Below are 16755 nucleotides of genomic sequence, written 5' to 3'. Positions count from 1 at the left end.
TGCCAAATAGGTATTGGATAGCCCACCCCTTAAACTGATGGGAGGTAAAAACAGCAGAAGACTAAGGACAACACGTGAGTCGAACGCACACACCGCGTCATGCTGAAAAACATCAGAACACTGAGGCACCAGAGGTGACCGAAGGAAAGCGCAATAACCGCGCTGACCGCCGTCCGCCGCTGGGACCCAACGCCCGCAAGAATCTGAGCACCTTCGGCATCATCACCGCCGTGCACACCCTGGCCACCGTGCTTTTCAGCGCGGCGCTCGCGGTCATCATTGCCCGCGCAGCCCACGCGGGGTTTGCCGCGGTCGCCGCCGAACACGCGCGCCTCAAGGAGACGAGCGCGCCGGACGTGTACCGCGCCTACGTTGAGTTCGCCGGCTCCGCCCAGGCACACCTGGAGGCGCACGGCGGCTGGTTGCTCGGACTCGGCGGCATCTTCGGTGACGGCGACGCCATCACCCCCGGCTTGCTCATCGTGGCGGTCCTGGCCCTCGCGGTGCGTTCGGGCGCGGACTACCTGCTGGCGGTGAGCGCGCAGCGTGCCGCCTCCGGAGCGAAGTCTCAGATTCGCCGTAGTCTGTTGCGCCGCGTGCTCGCCACCGGTGGCGCGGACACCCCCGAGGGTACCGGCGCGACCGCGGTGTTGCTTTCGCGCGGCCTGAACGCCCTGGACGACTACTACACCAAGACCCTGACCGCGTTTGTTTCCACCGCGGTGGTGCCGGTCCTGCTGTGGATTGTGGTCGCCTCCCTGGACATGATGAGCGCCCTCGTGTTGCTCTGCACCCTGCCGCTCATTCCCGTGTTCATGGTGCTGATCGGCAAGAACACCCGCACCGAAACCGCGGAGGCGCAGGCCGAGCTGCACCGCCTCTCGGACCACATCCTGGAGCTCGTACGCGGCCTGCCCGTCATCATCGGTCTGGGCCGTGAACGCGCGCAGACCCGCGCCATGAACTCCCTGGGCCAGCGCTACCGCGAGCGCACCATGCAGACCCTGCGCAGCGCCTTCATGTCTTCGCTGGCTCTCGAGCTGATTACCACCATCTCCGTGGCGCTGATTGCCGTGCTGATTGGTGTGCGCCTGGTCAACGGCACCCTGGGCCTGGACACCGCCATTCTCGTGCTGCTGCTCGCTCCCGAGTGCTACCAGCCGCTGCGCGATGTGGGCGCCGCCTTCCACCAGTCCGAGGACGGCGTGGCCGCCCTGCGTAGCGCCCAGAAGATTATTGATGCGCCCCTGCCCGAGGAAACCGTCGAGGACGACTCGGCCAACCCCGCAGCCATCGAGGTGCGCAACCTGGACGTGAACTACCCCGATCGCCCCGAGGTGCTGACCGACCTGTCGCTGAGCCTGCCTCGCCGCGTGGCTCGGGCGGCGGAGCCCGGTTCGGAACGCGGTACCGTCATCGGCATCATGGGCCCCTCCGGTTGCGGCAAATCCACCCTGCTGAACGTGTTCTCCGGTGCCGTGCGTGAGGGTCTGGTGCCCACCGGCTCGCAGGAGCCGATGCGCGTCACCGGTAGCGTCACCGGCCTGGGCACGACCCTGATGATTCCGCAGTCGCCGGTCTTCACCGCACCCACCGTGCGCGCCGAAATGGCATTGTACGCCCTGAGCGCCGACGACTCCGAACGCGAGCGCGCCGCGGCCCTGGTGACCGGCGTGCTGGAGCGCGGCGAGTTCGCAGTGAGCCCCGCCGATAACGACCTGATGATGCGCCCGCTGGCGCAGCTGGGCCTTGAGAGCGTGAACGTGCTGGAACCGGGCGCCCTGAGCGCCGGTCAGGCGCGCCGCCTCGCCGTGGCACGTACTCTGGCCCGCGCCGAGGCCATCTACCGCGCCGGCGGCGAGCAGACTGTGCTGACCGTGCTGGTGGACGAGCCCACCGCTCACCTGGACGCCTACTCGGCCTACCTGGTCACCCGCGCCCTGCACCGCCTGGCGGAGCTTGGCGCCACCGTGCTAATCGTGACCCACGAGGGCGAACTGGCCGCGCACTGCGACCACCTCGTGCGAGCCGAGCTGGGCGCGTCCGGATACACTTGGAGCACCTCGCTCAACGCGACCCGCGTGCCCGTGCCCGCCGAAGCCCCCGCGCACCTGCTGGAGCTCAAGAGCGAACACGAGGCCGAAAGCCGCGCCCTCGTGGAGGCCACCCCCGCCGCGGACGAGAACCCGCAAGAGGAAAAGCCCGCAGGCCTGTTCGCCACCCTGCGCACCCTCAAGGAACTGACCGGAATCGGTGCGAGCGCCTTCTCCGGCCCCGTGCTGATGGCGGCGACCACCTCCCTGATGGCCGCGGCCCTGACCGCGCTGTCCGGCTGGCTTATCGTGCGCGCGGGCGAGGGCCCCGCCATGATGTACCTGATGGTCGCCATCGTGGGCGTGCGATTCTTCGGCCTGGGCCGCGCGTGCGCCCGCTACGCCGAGCGTCTGATGACCCACTCGAAGGTGCTGGCCGCCGCGAATATCCTGCGTCTGCGCGCCTGGGTTGGCGCCTGGCAGAGCGTGAGTAGCGTGCGTGCCCTGCTGCGCGGCGACGCCCTGCTGGAGCGCCTCGTGGGAGGTATTGACGAGCTTCGCGACGGTATTCCGCGCGTGATTATTCCGCCGGCTGCGCACCTGCTGGTCATGATTGCCGCGCTGGTGACGACCGCGTGCATCCTGCCGCAGGCCCTGATTCCCGTGCTGGCGGCGGTGCTGGTGAGCACCTTTGTGGCCCCCTGGGCCGTGCTTCGTGCCGATGCCCGCGCGGAGGCTCTGGCCCGCCAGTCCACCGCACGTATGCTGCGCCTGGGCACCGGTATGCTCTCCGCCGCCGAGGACCTGCGCGCCAACGGCGTGGCGAACACCGCCGAACGCGCCAACAACGATCTGGACGCGCAGAACCTCTCCGCCCTGCAGAAGGGCTCGACCGCCCAGGGCCTGGGCCGAACCCTCGTAGCGCTGAGCTGGTTTGGCGCCGCGCTGGCGAGCGCCGTGATTGCCTACCCGCTGGCCGTAAACGGCACCGTGGGCGCCCCCGAGTCGGCGATCGTGGTGCTACTGTGCACCGGCATGCTGGAGAGCTCCCTGGGCCACATCGAGGCGGTTCGCTCCTGGCCCGAGTTCGCCCGCCTGCTCGCCTCGATTGCCCCGAGCGTTCGCGACGTATCCCTGGAGGGCGTTGTCGCCACCTCGACCCTGAAGCGTTCCGTGCCCACCGAAGCCGAGGTGGACACCCACGTTCTGCCGCGTCGTGCCGAGCGTCTGCGTGCCCGTGCCGAGGCCGAGATGGAGGAGCTGCTGGAGGCGGACCGCCAGCGTGCCCGCCGCTTCGCGCGCCCCGACTCTGCGGCTGAGTCCAAGGCTGAATCTCCGCGCCCGCCCAAGCCCGGCGAGCCCAAGATAGTCGGATGCGGCACCCCGCAGCAGCTCGGCGTGAAGGTCACCGGCGCGGCCCCCGCCCTGGCCATGCAGGACGGTTCCGCCCGCTGGCCCGGCATGGACCACCCGGTCTTCGCACACCTGAACCTGACGGCTCGCGAGGGCTCCTGGACCGCGGTGACCGGCCCCTCCGGATCCGGTAAGTCCACCGTGCTGGCTACCCTGCTGGGCTTCCTGCCCTTGGAGTCGGGCCGCATCGAGGCCGCCGGCGAGGCACTGGATCCCGAAGAGCTGCGCGGCTACGCGGCGTGGTGCCCGCAGGCGGCGCATATCTTCGAGTCGACCCTCGAGGGTAACCTGCTGCTGGCCCGCGACCGTTCAGATCGACCGAGCGAGGAGGAGCTCATCGAGGTTCTGCGCCGCGTGGGTCTGGGCGAGTGGTTTGACGCCCTGCCGAAGGGCCTGCGCACCCCCGTGGGTGCCGGCGGTTCCTTCCTGTCGGGCGGTCAGCGTCAGCGCCTGGCGGTGGCTCGCGCCCTGCTGGTGAACTCGCCGGTTCTACTGCTGGATGAGCCGACCGCGCACCTGGACGCCGAGTCTGCCCGCGCGCTCATGGCCGACCTGGATGCGGCAACCCGCGCCAGCTCCGTGGCCACGGTCCTGGTGTCGCACCGTCCCGAGGACGTCGCCCACTGCGACGAGGTGGTTCGCCTCTAAACGCGGCTGAGGGCATGCACCACGTGCGAATTGCACATGAAGAAAGGCCCCGGTACATCAGTGCCGGGGCCTTTCTGCGCGTTCATATCTCCGCGCGAATAGGTTCGGGTGAGGGTGGGGAGGAGAGAGCTAGACCCAGCCGAGTATCTGCGCGCTCAACCGCAGTAGCATGAGGGTCATAACGATAACAAGCACGCGGCGAATGAATCGTTCGCCCAGGTGAATTGCGGTGCGGGCACCAACCCAGCTTCCCGCCATGTTGGCGCATCCCATGGTGATTCCGAGGAGCCAGTGAATTGAGCCCAGCGGAATGAAGTAGAGGAGCGCGCCGAGGTTGGTGGCGGTGTTGAGAACCTTGGCGGCGGCGGTCGCGTGGAGCATATCGTAGCCCATGGCTACCTGCAGGGCGACGAGCATCATCGCGCCGGTGCCAGCCCCGAGGATGCCGTCGTAGCTGCCCAGAATCAGACCCAGCGCAAAGCCGCGCACTAGGAACGATGAGGTTGTGAGCGCGCGAGGCTGCCCGCGAGGTATGCGCGGTTGTAGCACCGAGAAGACGAGGATAGCGGCTAGAACCACCACAATGGCGGGGCGGAAAATATGTGCCGGCAGGATTGTGGCGCAGTAGGCGCCGGCGGCGGAGGCGCAGAACGCCACGAACGCTACGGGGAGTAGGATTTTCCACGGGATTTTGAGTGAGCGAATATAGGTTGAGGCACTCGTCAAAGTGCCCATGGAACTGGCAACTTTATTGGTGCTCAGGGCGGCGACGGGTGAGAATCCGGGTGCCATGAGCAGGGCGGGGAGCTGGATCATGCCGCCTCCGCCCACGACAGAGTCGATGCAGCCCGCGCAGAAGGCGGCGAGCAGGAGCACGATAAATAACTCTGGTGTGACGGACAGTAAATCAAGCACGACAAATCCTCTAAGAACAATGCGTCAATAAATGTGTGCTGTGTTACTTAAGGTACACCACATAAAAGCCGGGGGTGAAGACACACACAACGTGTCTTCACCCCCGGCTTTGTTAGCAACATGAGGTCGAAAGGCCGTGAACGGCGCGCCTAGAAGAGCTTTTCACCCTCCGGGCTGACCGCCAGCGCCGCGGAAACCGCCGCGTAGTTCGGACCAACCACACCGATGCTCTGGGTGAGCATCACGCCGGAGCCGTCGCGGGCACCGTGCTCGGTCGGCAGGGAACGAGCCACGCCGCCGGAGGATGCCGCCTTCGCCGGGCCCACGCCAACCCAGGCCAGGGCCAGCTGGCTCTCGCCGGTGAGGAAACGGTGCGCGCGCACGCCACCGGTCGCGCGGCCCTTCTGCGGGTACTCGCTCAGCGCGGTGACCTTGGCGCTCGCCAGGCCGTCCTTGCCGTTGGTGACGGTCACGACCTCCGTAGCATCGCCGGGCGCGGTCACGCCCAGGGCAATCACGCGGTCGCCCTCGGCGAGCTTAATGCCGGCGATACCGCCGCCGGTGCGTCCCTGCGGACGGACCTTCGCCGCGTCGAAGGTCAGCAGTTTTGCGTCGCGGGTGACGAAGGTGAGCACCGCATCGTCGGCGGGGCAGGGGGCGGCGGCCACGATTTCGTCGCCGTCCTTGAGCTTCATGATGTCCCACTCGGTCTGATTCAGCGGGTAGTCGGGGTTGAGGCGCTTAATCACGCCGCCGGCGGTGGCCATCGCCAGCACGGTGTTCAGCGGTACGAGGGCGACCAGCTTCTCACCCTTGGCGTGCTGAACCAGCTCGGTTGCCTTCGCCGCCGACGCCATGGAGGGGGTGCCGCCGTTCTCGTCCAGCACCGTAATGTCCATGACGGACAGACGCACCATGCGTCCGGCGGAGGTGACGGCACCAATCTCACCGCGTGCGGTGGTCGGCACAATCGAAGCGAACACGTCGTGCTTGAAGCGCTTGCCGGGATCCACGAGCGCCTCGCGGATGGGCTTGCCGGGGGTGCGTCCCATCATGCCGGTGGCGGAGAGCAGCACCCAGCAGGGCTCGTCGGCAATCTCGAGGGCCAGGCCCAGACTCTTCTTCGCCTTGGACTGCGCGGTGACTGCCTCAATGGCGACCTGCATCTCGTCCTTGGTTTTGAGCTGGGTGCGGCGGTCGGTGCCGTAGCGTTCGGCAACCTCGGCGAGCTCCTCGGAGACCAGTTCGCGCAGCGCCGCATCGGAGCCGAGGATGCGCTGCAGCTCCGCGATTTCCTGCTGCAGGGTATCGCGTTCTGCCTCGAGCTCCAGGCGGGAGTACTTGGTGAGCTGGCGCAGGCGCAGCTCCAGAATGTGGTTCGCCTGCGTGTCGGTCAGGTCGAAGACGACCTTCAGCTTTTCGCGTGCCTGAGCGGTCTCATCGGATTCGCGAATAATCTGGATGACCTCGTCAATGTCGAGGATGGCCACGAGCAGGCCCTCGACCAGGTGCAGGCGGTCGGTGCGCTTGCCCAGGCGGAACTCGGTGCGGCGGCGGACCACGTTCAGGCGGTGGTCAATGTACACGCGCATCAGGTCGAGCAGGCCGAGGGTCTGCGGCTGACCGTCCACGAGCGCCACGTTGTTGATACCGAAGGAGTCCTCGAGCGGGGTGTGCTTGTATAGGGCGGCGAGCACGGCCTCGGGGTTGAAGCCGTTCTTGATCTCGATGATGAGGCGCAGGCCGTGGGTGCGGTCGGTCAGGTCGACCACGTCCGAGATGCCGGTGAGCTTCTTGGAGTTGACGCCATCCTTGATCTTTTCGATGACCTTTTCGGGGCCGACCATGTACGGCAGCTCGGTGACGACGATGCCCTGCTTGCGGGGGCTGACCTGCTCAATCGAGACCTTCGCGCGGGTCTTGAAGGTGCCTCGGCCGGTTTCGTAGGCGTCACGGATTCCGCTCAGGCCCACGATGGTGCCGCCGGTGGGCAAATCGGGGCCGGGAATGAACTTCATGATGTCTTTGAGGCTTGCCTCGGGGTGGGCGATGAGGTGGCGGGTACCGGCGATGACCTCGCGCAGGTTGTGCGGCGCCATGTTGGTCGCCATGCCGACCGCGATGCCTGTGGTGCCGTTGACGAGCAGGTTCGGGAACGCGGCGGGCAGCACGGCGGGCTGCATGAACTGGTTGTCGTAGTTGGGCACGAAGTCGACGACATCTTCGTCGAGGTCGGCGGTCAGCGCCTGTGCGGCGGGCGCCATGCGCGCCTCGGTGTATCGGGCGGCCGCGGGACCGTCGTCGAGGGAGCCGAAGTTACCGTGACCGTCCACGAGGGGCAGGCGCAGCGCGAAGGGCTGGGCGAGGCGCACCATGGCGTCGTAGATGGCGGCGTCGCCGTGCGGGTGGAGCTTACCCATGACCTCACCGGTCACGCGGGCGCTCTTGACGTGGCCCTTATCGGGGCGCAGGCCCATCTGCTGCATCATGTAGAGGATGCGGCGCTGCACGGGCTTGAGACCGTCGCGGGCGTCGGGGAGGGCGCGCGAATAAATCACCGAGTAGGAGTACTCCAGGAAGCTGGATTCCATCTCGGCGGATACGTCGATGTCGACGATATTCTCTACCACATCCACCGGGTAGTCACTGGCGGTGGATTTGGATCGGCGAGCCATATATCTCCTCGTGTCGGTGTGTTTTTCGTACTTCTATTCTAGCGGGTGCACGCGGGTGAACCGGGCCGACCGGTCAGCGTCACGCGCGAAGATACACGGAGACGCGCGGGGATACCCGGGCGTGCGTCTGGGCGGCCGGGAGATGATGCGTCGACCCGGCGGGGGAGCGGGCCAGGCCCGGCGTCTCGTCATATGCGCATCCGTACGCGTGGTTAAGTAGCACAGCCCGGCTGGAACCCTCTAAGGTAGAAGGTAGTAATGCCTAACCGCCGAAACGCGCACGCCCCGCAGAGCCGCCGTGCGCGCCGGCTGACACCGCACGAAAGAGGTCCGATGAACACCCCCACCCCCGAACGCGAGCAGCTGGTCGCAGACATCAAGCACGCCGGCTTCTACCCCGACCTGGTGCTGGAAGTGGTGGACGAGGCCCTGGCCGATATGAACCCCGACGCCCACTTTGTGCAGCACGAAACCCATTTCTCGCGCGATGATTTCCACCGCCACATCACCGTGATGGTCCTGTGCGGCGACTTCATCGTGTTTGCACACCTGGACGACCAGCACCTCGAGGGCGATGCGCAGGGCACCGTGGCGCACGTGAGCGTGGAGGCGGTGCACCTGAGCGACCTGAACGCGGTCACCATGAGCTACGGCTTCAGCCAGCCGCAGGCCTACAACGCCGGCAGCACGGCCCCGACCGAAATTTCCTTCCAGATTGCCTGGACCGGCTCCCTGCACCTGGAGCTCGCCCCGGCCGGCTGCCAGGATCCGCAGTGCAACGCCGACCACGGCTACACCGGTGACGCTCGCCGCGAGGATATCGCGGTGCGCGTTTCCGCAACCGCTGACGGCCCCGAGTCGGTGTACCGCGCCCAGCACTTTGCGCGCGCCCTGCACCGCGCCCGCATGCGCGCCGCCCGCCGCTAAACAAGCACCCACCGCTAAGCAGTCACCCGCCGAGAGGAACCATCATGACGGCCCCGTCCCGCACCGAACAGCCCGCCCTGCACGATATCTTGGGTGCGCCGTTGCCTCCCGCGCCGGCCTACGGTCGCAATAGCATCGCCGATGTGCTGGAGTCCGCCTCATCCCTCGTGGCTCAGCGAAGCCTGGTGCGCCCGGTCCACGCCCTGGACGCCGACCCGGCCTTCCACTCCTCCGCCGACCCTCTGAACTTGGCTGCCCGCCTGACCGAGCAGGATGTTGACCCGGACTCCTTCCGCCACGCCTGCGTGATCATGGTGGACGGCCTGGGCGAGGAGCTGCTCAACCGATACGCCGGCTACGCGCCCGCCCTGCGCAAGAGCCTGAGCCTGGGCCCGCTGGACGCCGCGTTCCCCACCACGACTGCCGCCTCCCTGACCTCGCTGGGTACCGGCACGGCACCCGGCGCGCACGGCATTGCCGGCTACGAGGTGCGCAACCCGGCAGGCAACGGGGGAGCGGGCTCGGTCATGAACCACCTCTCCGGCTGGGATCAGTCGGTCGACCCCCACGCCTGGCAACCGCTGCCGACCGTGCTGGAACGCCACCATACGAACCGCCGCGTGCTCACCATTTCGTTGGGTAAGTACCGCGGCACCGGACTCACCGAGGCCGCCCTGCGCGGCGGAGACTTCGTGGATGCCGTCGGGTACAACGCCCGCATCACCTACGCCCTGGAGGCGCTCTCCAGCCGCACCCCGACCACCGTGTACCTGTACTGGGGCGAGATTGACGCGGCGGGCCACCGCTACGGCGTGGGCAGCGACGAATGGCTGCAACAGCTTGAGGAGCTGAACTCGGCGCTGAAGCGTCTGGCGGAGCGCGCCCCCGCGTGGGCGGCACTCTTCGTGACCGCCGATCACGGCATGGTAAACGTGCCCGAGCACCAGCGCATCGACTACTCCGGCGTGGAGGAGCTGACCCGCAATATCGCAATGACCGCGGGTGAACCGCGCGCCGTGCACCTGTACCTGGAGGACACTTCGGAGGCGGCACGCACCGCCACCGCTCAGCGTTGGGCGCAGTACTGGGGCGAGCGCGCCTGGGTGATTGATTCTCGCGAGCTGATGCGTGCCGGCTACTTCGGCCCGATCGTGACCGATGCCGCGCGCTCGCGCATCGGCGACCTGATGGTGTGCGCTCGCGATGACTGGGCGCTCTACGATATGCGCCACTACCAGGAGCGGGCCCTGCACATGGTGGGCCAGCACGGCTCGCTTACCGACGCCGAGCGCCTGGTACCGCTGCGCATGCTCAAGACCTTCTAAGGCTCGGAAGAGCCGCGCTCAGCGGATACAGGCTGAGAAGATAGAAAAAAACCGCCGGTTATTCGTGTGAATAACCGGCGGCTTTCTGCTGTCTTGGTGCCTTTGCCTAGAAGCCTTTATCGGGCGGCGCGAGGGCGGTCGCTTACTTGCGGCCGCCGAAGATGATGTCGTCCCAGGCGGGAACGCTCACGCGCTGCTTCTTTGAGGAAGACTTGGGCTTCTCGGCCGCGGAGGCCTTGGTGGATTCCTCGGCCGCACCCGCAGCTTCTGCGGGCTCATCCTGCGCCGCGGGAGCCTCGGCAGTCTCGGCTGCCTCGGTATCGGGGGAGTGCTTGCCGTACTCCTCCGGTGCCGGATGCGCCGCGGGGGTGTGCGCGGAGGGCGCACCGGTCAGCGGGCCTCGATCGGCGGTTGCGGGCTGTGCAGGCTGTGCAGGCTGTTCCTCGTTCGCACGGGTGGTCGCCTCAGCCTTGGGGGCCTCAGCAGGAGTCTCTGCGGGAGCCTCAGCCTGCGGAGCCTCAGCAGACTCGCGATGCACGAACACCTCGGGCTCCTCAACCTGGGCGGGGCGTACCGAGCGGGCACGCTCCAGAAGCTCCTTGAGCTTACGCTCGTCAGCGCTCTCGGAAGAAGCCAGGGGAGCCGGTGCGGGCTCCGGAGCCTTCGGCAGGCGGGCCTGCGGAACCTCCACGGGGGCCTTCTTCGCGGCGGCGGCCACAGCGTCCTCGCTATTGCCCATCAGGAAGTACGCGGCCTCGTTCGAGGCGTACAGGCCCTGGTTCGCGGGGTTGTACACCCAGCGGGCGGGGAACATCACCTGCGAGGGCAGGTTCTGACGCACCGAATCCTTCAGCGCAATATCAACCTCAACGCGCCACTGGCCGTTCTCCTGCTGGCGGGTCGTCCAATCCTGGGTGGCCTCCTCAAAACCGTAACGCTCCGAAACCTCCTCAATGCGGGCGCTGAGCGTCACCGGAATCTGCGCGCTACCCGAAGCCGAATCGCGGCGACCAATCTTCACGCTCTGAGCGGCGCGAATAATGTGGGCGCGCTCGGCCACGATCGGCCACTCGTAGCGGCGCACGCGCTCCGGCTCCCAGCCGGACTCCTCCGCGATCTCCTCAACGGAGGCACCCTGACGGAAACGGGTCTGAATATCGCGCGGGCCGTAGGTGCCCTTAGCGCCCAGGCCGCGGGCGGGCTGAATACGGCGAGCCTTGGTGATGCTCGTGCGCAGGTTAGCGTCAATGGGCAGCAAGAAGCGGGTGCCGTCGGCAGACTCAAGCACCAGATTTTCGCCGTCATCGTGCACGCCAATCAGACGTAGCTCAAGCATGAGAACCTCCATAGGTGAACCGGGCGCCTTCCGTGAAATGTGGTGCACGGAACGCAAACTACCTTCCAGGGTACCGTGAAAGCGCGCAAAATCAGTAGCTCGGGGGCTTGTTTGGGCCAAAAAATATGTCCCGCGCCATCTTTATTGCACAGAATATGACGCCGTATATGCTCAAAGCTCACGCTGGATTAGACAAAAGGGTGTTCAATGGTGAACAATACCTGGCATGTCGTCACGGGCGTAGCGGCGGCATGGAGAATTTTAAAACCAGAGTGGCGCGGCTAACGCGGCCACAGATTCAATAGATTCAACGGAGCGTGAAAGTTTGGCAACTGATTACGATGCACCTCGCAAGCAGGACGAAGAGCAGAGCGAAGAGTCCTACGAGGAGCTCAACGCGCGCCGTTCCGACATGCAGTCCGGCGCGGTAGATGAGGACGAGAACAGCGCCGCCGAGAGCTTCGAGCTTCCCGGCGCCGACCTCTCCAACGAGGAGCTGAACGTCGTGGTTCTGCCCGCTCAGGACGACGAGTTCACCTGCGCATCCTGCTTCCTGGTTCGCCACCGCTCGCAGATTGCACGCGAGGACGGCGGCCTGTACTACTGCGTCGAATGCGAAGGCTAATATTCCAAGGATGGGTAACCCCCACCCGATAGACATCTGAACGGGGCGAGTGCCACACGGCACCGCCCCGTTGAGTATGCCTCCGCACCCGCCGCGCGGAGCCTGGCACACACACCCCGAAAGGACCGACCCCGATGAACCCCATCAACGTTCACATTAAGCTGCTCGATCCCGAGCTGCCCGCCCCCTCCTACGCCAAGCCCGGTGACGCCGGCGCCGATCTGCGCTCGCGCATCGAATTCGAGCTGGAGCCGGGCGAGCGTGCGCTCGTGCCCACCGGCGTGGCCATTGCCCTGCCCGAGGGTTACGTGGGTCTGGTGCATCCGCGCTCGGGTCTGGCCACCAAGCACGGTATTACCATTGTTAATGCGCCCGGAACCGTTGACTCCGGCTACCGCGGTGAGCTGATGGTCACCCTGCTCAACACCGATAAGACGAAGGCTTTCCACGTGAGCCGCGGCGATCGCATCGCTCAGCTGGTGATTCAGAAGTACGAGCACGCGACCTTCACCATCGTGGAGGAACTGGACGAGACGGAGCGTGGCTCCAGCGGCTTCGGCTCCAGCGGAGTTCACTAGGACGGGCTCGCACGGTCCGCCGCGCTGCGGCTCGCGCGTAGAAACGTACCTCCCCTCAACGGATTCTGACGGATTCCCCGGGTGGAGGGAACACAACCCGCACCCGGGGTGCGGCGAAAGGTGGAACACCATGTTCGGATTTGGTAAGAAGAAGAAAGCCGAGGAGGCCGCCATCGACAAGGCTGTCAACGAGGAAATCGAAGAGACCAGCGTCGAGGTCGAGGAGCTGAAGGAGGAGGAGAACTCCGCCGAAGTGATCAAGTACGATCGCGTGAACGGACCCCACGACATCGAGGAGGTCAGCGAAGAGGATCTCGAGGACTACGTCGACCTGGGCGCCCTGCGCATCAAGATGCACGAGGGCATGAACCTGCGACTCGAGACCGATGACTCGACCGGTGCGGTGATTGCCGCAACCATCACCCGCGACGGTGCAACCCTGCAGGTGCAGGCCTTCGCAGCGCCGCGTACCACCGGCATTTGGGATGACATCCGCCACGACCTGACCGAGTCCGTCGCCTCCCAGGGCGGCACGGTTGAGGTGTACGCCGGCGTGTTCGGCGCCGAGATGCTGACCCGCCTGCCCGCCGTCACCCCGGACGGCAAGCGCGGCGAGCGCATCGCCCGTTTCGTGGGCGTGGACGGCCCCCGCTGGTTCCTGCGCGGCGTCATCTCCGGTGCCGCTGTGCTGGGCGATGAGGCTGCCGCAGCCTCCGTGGAGGAGGTCTTCCGCGATGTGGTGGTGGACCGCGGCGACGACCCGCGCCCGCCCCGTGAGCTGCTGCCCATGACCCTGCCTGCAGACCTGGCTATCGCCGAGGATGACGGTGAGGACGAGGAGCCGAAGGATAATCACCAGGAGCTCCGCCCGATGCCTCGCCGCGGCCCCGAGATCACCGAGATCGGCTAATGCCGAGCTTTTCGCATCATCCGAGCGCGCTCGTGGTTCCCGAGGAGCCCCTGATTGCTCCCGGCTACCCCGAGCGCTTTCGCGTGCGCCTCGCCGGTCGCGTGGAGCAGGTGTGGCTGCCGACGGCCCACAGCAAGCCGATGTACCGCGCCGAGCTGCTGGTCGCCAAGTCGAAGCCGCTGCAGTGGACGAACCCGCGCGCAATCATCGGCATGCCCATTGTGGAGCCTCCGGGCGAGGATTTTGACGAAGATGCTGAGGCTCCCACGGACGTCGGGAAGCACCTGAACACGGCCTCGCTGGCCACGGTCACCTCGCAGCTGGAAATCGTGGATGTGGCTTTTCCCTCCTACCCGCCGTTCAACTACGGCGACCGGGTGATACTCAAGTGGCAGGGTCAGCAGATGGTGCCGGGCATCCTCGCCGGTGCGCTCCTGCGCTGTTCGGGCGTGGTGTCGATTCGCGCGAACCAGCCGATTATTTACAATCCGCGCTACGAGATTGTGCCGCAATTCTTTGTGGAGAAGGGATAACATGAGCTCCGAGCCGACCAACCCCGACCGGGAGGCCGAGAAGACCGCGCGCGAGACCGAGCCCGCCGCCGCACAGCAGGGCCGGGCGAGCGAGCGGAACGAGGCTTCCGAATCCTCCAAGTCGTCCGAGTCGCCGCACCAGTTTGCGCAGGCGGTGAGCGCCTCCATGAGCGCGAACATGCGCCGCACCGCCAACGGTGACGTGGACGTTCTGCACGCCATCGGCGGTTGGCGCGGCCTGGTGGAATCCTCCCTGCCCGCGGTGGCGTTCCTGGTGCTGTTTACCGTGACGAAGGAACTGAACCTTTCGCTGATTGCCGCGCTGGTCGCGGCCGCCGCCTTCACTCTGATTCGCCTGGTGCAGGGCTCTAAGCTGGTGAGCGCCCTGACCGGCCTGGTGGGCGTGGCGATTTGTGCCTTCGCGGCCTACCGCACGGGTAACGCGAGCGACTACTTTGTGGTTGGTTTCTGGACGAACGGCCTGTACTCGCTGGGGTACCTGGTGTCCATGGCGGTGCGTTGGCCGATTACGGGCCTGATTTTCGGCGTGATTCGCGGCGAGGGCCTGACCTGGCGGAAGAACCCGGTGCGGGTGCGCCAGTACATGCTGGCCACCTGGATTATTACGATCCTGATGCTTCTGCGCCTGGTGGTGCAGATGCCCCTGTACTTCGCCAACGCGGTGGAGGCGCTGGGTGCCACCCGCCTGATTATGGGCCTGCCGCTGTACGCTTTGGGCGTGTGGCTGGCCTGGCGCGTTTCGGCCCCCGGTGAGGCGAACCCGGGCGAGGCCGCCGAGGCTCGCGATGCCGAAGAAGCTGAAGCACCTGAGACCGCTAATAGCGTTGACAGCGCTGAGGGCTCTGAAAACCGCTAAAACACACCCCGCACCTTCGTAGAGAAGGCTTCATAGAAGATAAGGCGAAAGCCCCGGTACCTGTAAGTGAACTGCCTCCCGTTCCTTGGACTTCATTTTCGATGTCCAAGAAACGGGAGGCAGTTCAGGAACGCGCGCATCGGCGCATGCGTCGAGATCGTCTGCGCAGCGGCCAGGGTGATCGCGCCGCGCATGCCCGCCCAGACGATGACACTGCCCTCGCGCGGGCCCAGCGGTTCGCTCTCGAAGTAGTCCAGGTCGGATCCGCGCATCGCGTTGCGGCGCGCGCGCCGCTTGAGGCGGCGACGATAGTGGTTAAGCGCGTCTTCCCAGCGTTCGGGACTCAGGTCGCGCGCCTGAAGCATGTCGGCGTCAACCTCACTCGCCTTGTGCATGCGCTTCTCAAAGCGCTCGATGCGCGCGGCCTCGGCCTCGTAGCGCCGCTGACGGCGCTTGTGTCGATGGTCCAGCCAGGTGAACATCAACGCGATGAAGACGGCTCGAATGACCATGATGAGCGCGCCCAGGGTGACGGCGAGGAAGGCGGCGAAGGCCAGGCCGCCGGAGAACGCGGCGGTCTCCTCGACAATGCCAAAGGCCTGCAGGCCCATCGTCAGGAAGATGCCACTCTCCAAGACGAGCGTCATGGTCTGCCAGTTCTGCTGGGAGAAACGCCTGTTCGCCGCGGAGATCGTGGCGGCGCGTCGGCGCGAGACGACCAGGCCGGCGACGACGGCCGCAACGAGGCCGGAGCCTCCCAGGTGCTCGGCGGGGATCGATGCGATGAAGGGCATCGCGAAGGAGAAAACCGTGTCGGCCGAGGGCTCCTTGATGAGGGCACGCAGACGCACGCCGACCTCGCCGACGACCCAGCCAATACCCGCAGCGATGCCGAGGGCGATGGCGACCTTGCCGATGAGCAGGCCCGGATTGAGGGCGTGTTCGTCGGCGGCCAGGCCGGCACTCATCGCTGCGGAGAGCAGAACCAGCGAGGTCGCGTCGTTAAAGAGCCCCTCGCCTTCGAGGACCGTGATGATGCGGTGGGAGACGCCCGAGCGTTTCGCGATCGAGATGGCGACCGCGTCCGTCGGCGACAGGACCGCGCCCAGCGCGACGCCCCAGGGCAGGGAGATCGCGGGGACCAGCCAGTTGATGACGAAGCCGACCGCGAAGGCGGACAGGAACACGAGGGGAATCGCGAGCATCGCGACAGCCTGCATCTCGCGCCGGAAGTCCATGGTCGGCATACGCACGGCCGCCGAGAACAGCAGCGGCGGCAGCACCATCTCGAGGACGATGTGCGGCTCGATCTCGATGGCCCCCACCTGCGGCAGGAACCCAATCGCCAGGCCGACGACCAGCAGGATCAGGGGGGATGCCACGCGCACCTTGTGCGCGACGAACTGGCATGCTACAATGATGAGCATTCCGGCCACGGCAATAAGAAGGGGATCCACAGGTCAATTGTATTGTGAACAACCCCCGCAGCGTCGTTGCCATCTCACCACACCGGCTACGCGCGCCGCGAACTCGCGCGGAGCGCCACGCCCCACCCATCTGCCCGCTGCACCATCCCCGAATGTCAAACAGATCCAGACGAGCAGAACACGTTCTACCATTAACCCATAGGTTCAAGGAGGTTCTCATGACCGCTTACGACCACTCGTCGGGGTACACCTACGGCACCGATGCCGTCCCCACATCCCCGCTCACACTCGAGGACCTACGACAGATTGAGGCCGCCGCGCACGTCCAGCCCCGTGACGCAGAGCTGCTCTCTCGAGCAGAGCCAGTCCTGGCACCCCATGCCATGGAAATGGTCGACACGTGGCGCGGGATTTTGGCTCAAAAGACGTATCTGGCAGCCCATTCCGCGCACCCGGACGGGCAGCCGAACCCCGAGTACGCGCAGGCCTCAAAGCCACGATTTGCCCAGTGGATCATCGACATGTGCACGCGC

General features: G+C 66.2%; 12 protein-coding genes and 1 pseudogene. 9 read left to right on the top strand and 4 right to left on the bottom strand.

Annotated features, from left to right (window positions below; genetic code table 11):
• Positions 1–134: 134 nt before the first annotated feature.
• Positions 135–4094, top strand: a complete 3960-nt coding sequence (locus tag HMPREF2874_RS04050; protein ID WP_246823773.1) for a thiol reductant ABC exporter subunit CydD/CydC — start codon at positions 135–137, stop codon at positions 4092–4094.
• Between the two features lie 129 nt (positions 4095–4223).
• Here the strand turns inward: HMPREF2874_RS04050 and HMPREF2874_RS04045 are convergent, their stop codons facing one another.
• Complete coding sequence (locus tag HMPREF2874_RS04045; protein ID WP_070649034.1) at positions 4224–5009, bottom strand: sulfite exporter TauE/SafE family protein; 786 nt, start codon at positions 5007–5009, stop codon at positions 4224–4226.
• A 149-nt stretch (positions 5010–5158) separates the two neighbouring features.
• Positions 5159–7684 carry a DNA gyrase/topoisomerase IV subunit A gene (locus tag HMPREF2874_RS04040; RefSeq protein ID WP_070649033.1) on the bottom strand — a complete coding sequence of 842 codons (2526 nt, stop codon included), beginning with the start codon at positions 7682–7684 and terminating at the stop codon, positions 5159–5161.
• A gap of 333 nt (positions 7685–8017) precedes the next feature.
• On the opposite strand from HMPREF2874_RS04040, the gene HMPREF2874_RS04035 reads away from it, so the two are divergent.
• Together HMPREF2874_RS04035 and HMPREF2874_RS04030 are read left to right on the top strand one after the other, a co-directional pair.
• Positions 8018–8611, top strand: coding sequence for a DUF5998 family protein (locus HMPREF2874_RS04035; RefSeq protein ID WP_070649032.1), 594 nt, complete (start codon positions 8018–8020; stop codon positions 8609–8611).
• A gap of 44 nt (positions 8612–8655) precedes the next feature.
• Complete coding sequence (locus HMPREF2874_RS04030; protein ID WP_070649031.1) at positions 8656–9936, top strand: alkaline phosphatase family protein; 1281 nt, start codon at positions 8656–8658, stop codon at positions 9934–9936.
• Positions 9937–10078: 142 nt separating this feature from the next.
• Here the strand turns inward: HMPREF2874_RS04030 and sepH are convergent, their stop codons facing one another.
• Complete coding sequence (sepH, locus tag HMPREF2874_RS04025; RefSeq protein WP_210397969.1) at positions 10079–11272, bottom strand: septation protein SepH; 1194 nt, start codon at positions 11270–11272, stop codon at positions 10079–10081.
• A 325-nt stretch (positions 11273–11597) separates the two neighbouring features.
• Here sepH and HMPREF2874_RS04020 point away from each other — a divergent pair, with 325 nt between their 5' ends.
• The 5 genes from HMPREF2874_RS04020 (at position 11598) to HMPREF2874_RS04000 (ending at position 14795) form a co-directional block, all read left to right on the top strand.
• Entirely contained in the window at positions 11598–11897 is a 300-nt protein-coding gene (locus tag HMPREF2874_RS04020; protein WP_049333595.1) for a DUF4193 domain-containing protein, read from the top strand.
• A 134-nt stretch (positions 11898–12031) separates the two neighbouring features.
• Positions 12032–12475 (top strand): dUTP diphosphatase, encoded by a 444-nt coding sequence (dut, locus tag HMPREF2874_RS04015; protein WP_049333593.1) that lies wholly within the window; start codon positions 12032–12034, stop codon positions 12473–12475.
• Between the two features lie 130 nt (positions 12476–12605).
• Positions 12606–13385 (top strand): DUF3710 domain-containing protein, encoded by a 780-nt coding sequence (locus HMPREF2874_RS04010; RefSeq protein ID WP_070649029.1) that lies wholly within the window; start codon positions 12606–12608, stop codon positions 13383–13385.
• Entirely contained in the window at positions 13385–13918 is a 534-nt protein-coding gene (locus HMPREF2874_RS04005) for an asparaginase (protein ID WP_070649028.1), read from the top strand. The genes HMPREF2874_RS04010 and HMPREF2874_RS04005 overlap by 1 nt, the downstream gene beginning before the upstream one ends.
• Before the next feature lies 1 nt (position 13919).
• Entirely contained in the window at positions 13920–14795 is an 876-nt protein-coding gene (locus HMPREF2874_RS04000) for a DUF3159 domain-containing protein (RefSeq protein ID WP_070649027.1), read from the top strand.
• A gap of 92 nt (positions 14796–14887) precedes the next feature.
• On the opposite strand, the gene HMPREF2874_RS03995 is transcribed toward HMPREF2874_RS04000, so the two are convergent.
• Positions 14888–16222, bottom strand: a complete 1335-nt coding sequence (locus HMPREF2874_RS03995; protein WP_256388357.1) for a cation:proton antiporter — start codon at positions 16220–16222, stop codon at positions 14888–14890.
• 218 nt (positions 16223–16440) lie between these two features.
• Here HMPREF2874_RS03995 and HMPREF2874_RS03990 point away from each other — a divergent pair.
• Positions 16441–16755 (top strand): annotated as a pseudogene (locus tag HMPREF2874_RS03990) (MFS transporter permease); the annotation flags it as partial.

This window comes from Rothia sp. HMSC068F09, assembly GCF_001812775.1.
GTDB classification, from domain to species: domain Bacteria; phylum Actinomycetota; class Actinomycetes; order Actinomycetales; family Micrococcaceae; genus Rothia; species Rothia mucilaginosa_A.
This window is presented reverse-complemented; position numbering and strand designations above follow the sequence as displayed.

Bases quoted from the DNA above. Each gene is read 5' to 3' on its own strand.
- dut (WP_049333593.1), top strand. From the start codon at position 12,032: ATGAACCCCATCAACGTTCACATTAAGCTGCTCGATCCCGAGCTGCCC.
- HMPREF2874_RS04030 (WP_070649031.1), top strand. From the start codon at position 8,656: ATGACGGCCCCGTCCCGCACCGAACAGCCCGCCCTGCACGATATCTTG.
- sepH (WP_210397969.1), bottom strand. From the start codon at position 11,272: ATGCTTGAGCTACGTCTGATTGGCGTGCACGATGACGGCGAAAATCTG.
- HMPREF2874_RS04010 (WP_070649029.1), top strand. From the start codon at position 12,606: ATGTTCGGATTTGGTAAGAAGAAGAAAGCCGAGGAGGCCGCCATCGAC.
- HMPREF2874_RS03995 (WP_256388357.1), bottom strand. From the start codon at position 16,222: ATGCTCATCATTGTAGCATGCCAGTTCGTCGCGCACAAGGTGCGCGTG.
- HMPREF2874_RS04000 (WP_070649027.1), top strand. From the start codon at position 13,920: ATGAGCTCCGAGCCGACCAACCCCGACCGGGAGGCCGAGAAGACCGCG.
- HMPREF2874_RS04005 (WP_070649028.1), top strand. From the start codon at position 13,385: ATGCCGAGCTTTTCGCATCATCCGAGCGCGCTCGTGGTTCCCGAGGAG.
- HMPREF2874_RS04035 (WP_070649032.1), top strand. From the start codon at position 8,018: ATGAACACCCCCACCCCCGAACGCGAGCAGCTGGTCGCAGACATCAAG.
- HMPREF2874_RS04040 (WP_070649033.1), bottom strand. From the start codon at position 7,684: ATGGCTCGCCGATCCAAATCCACCGCCAGTGACTACCCGGTGGATGTG.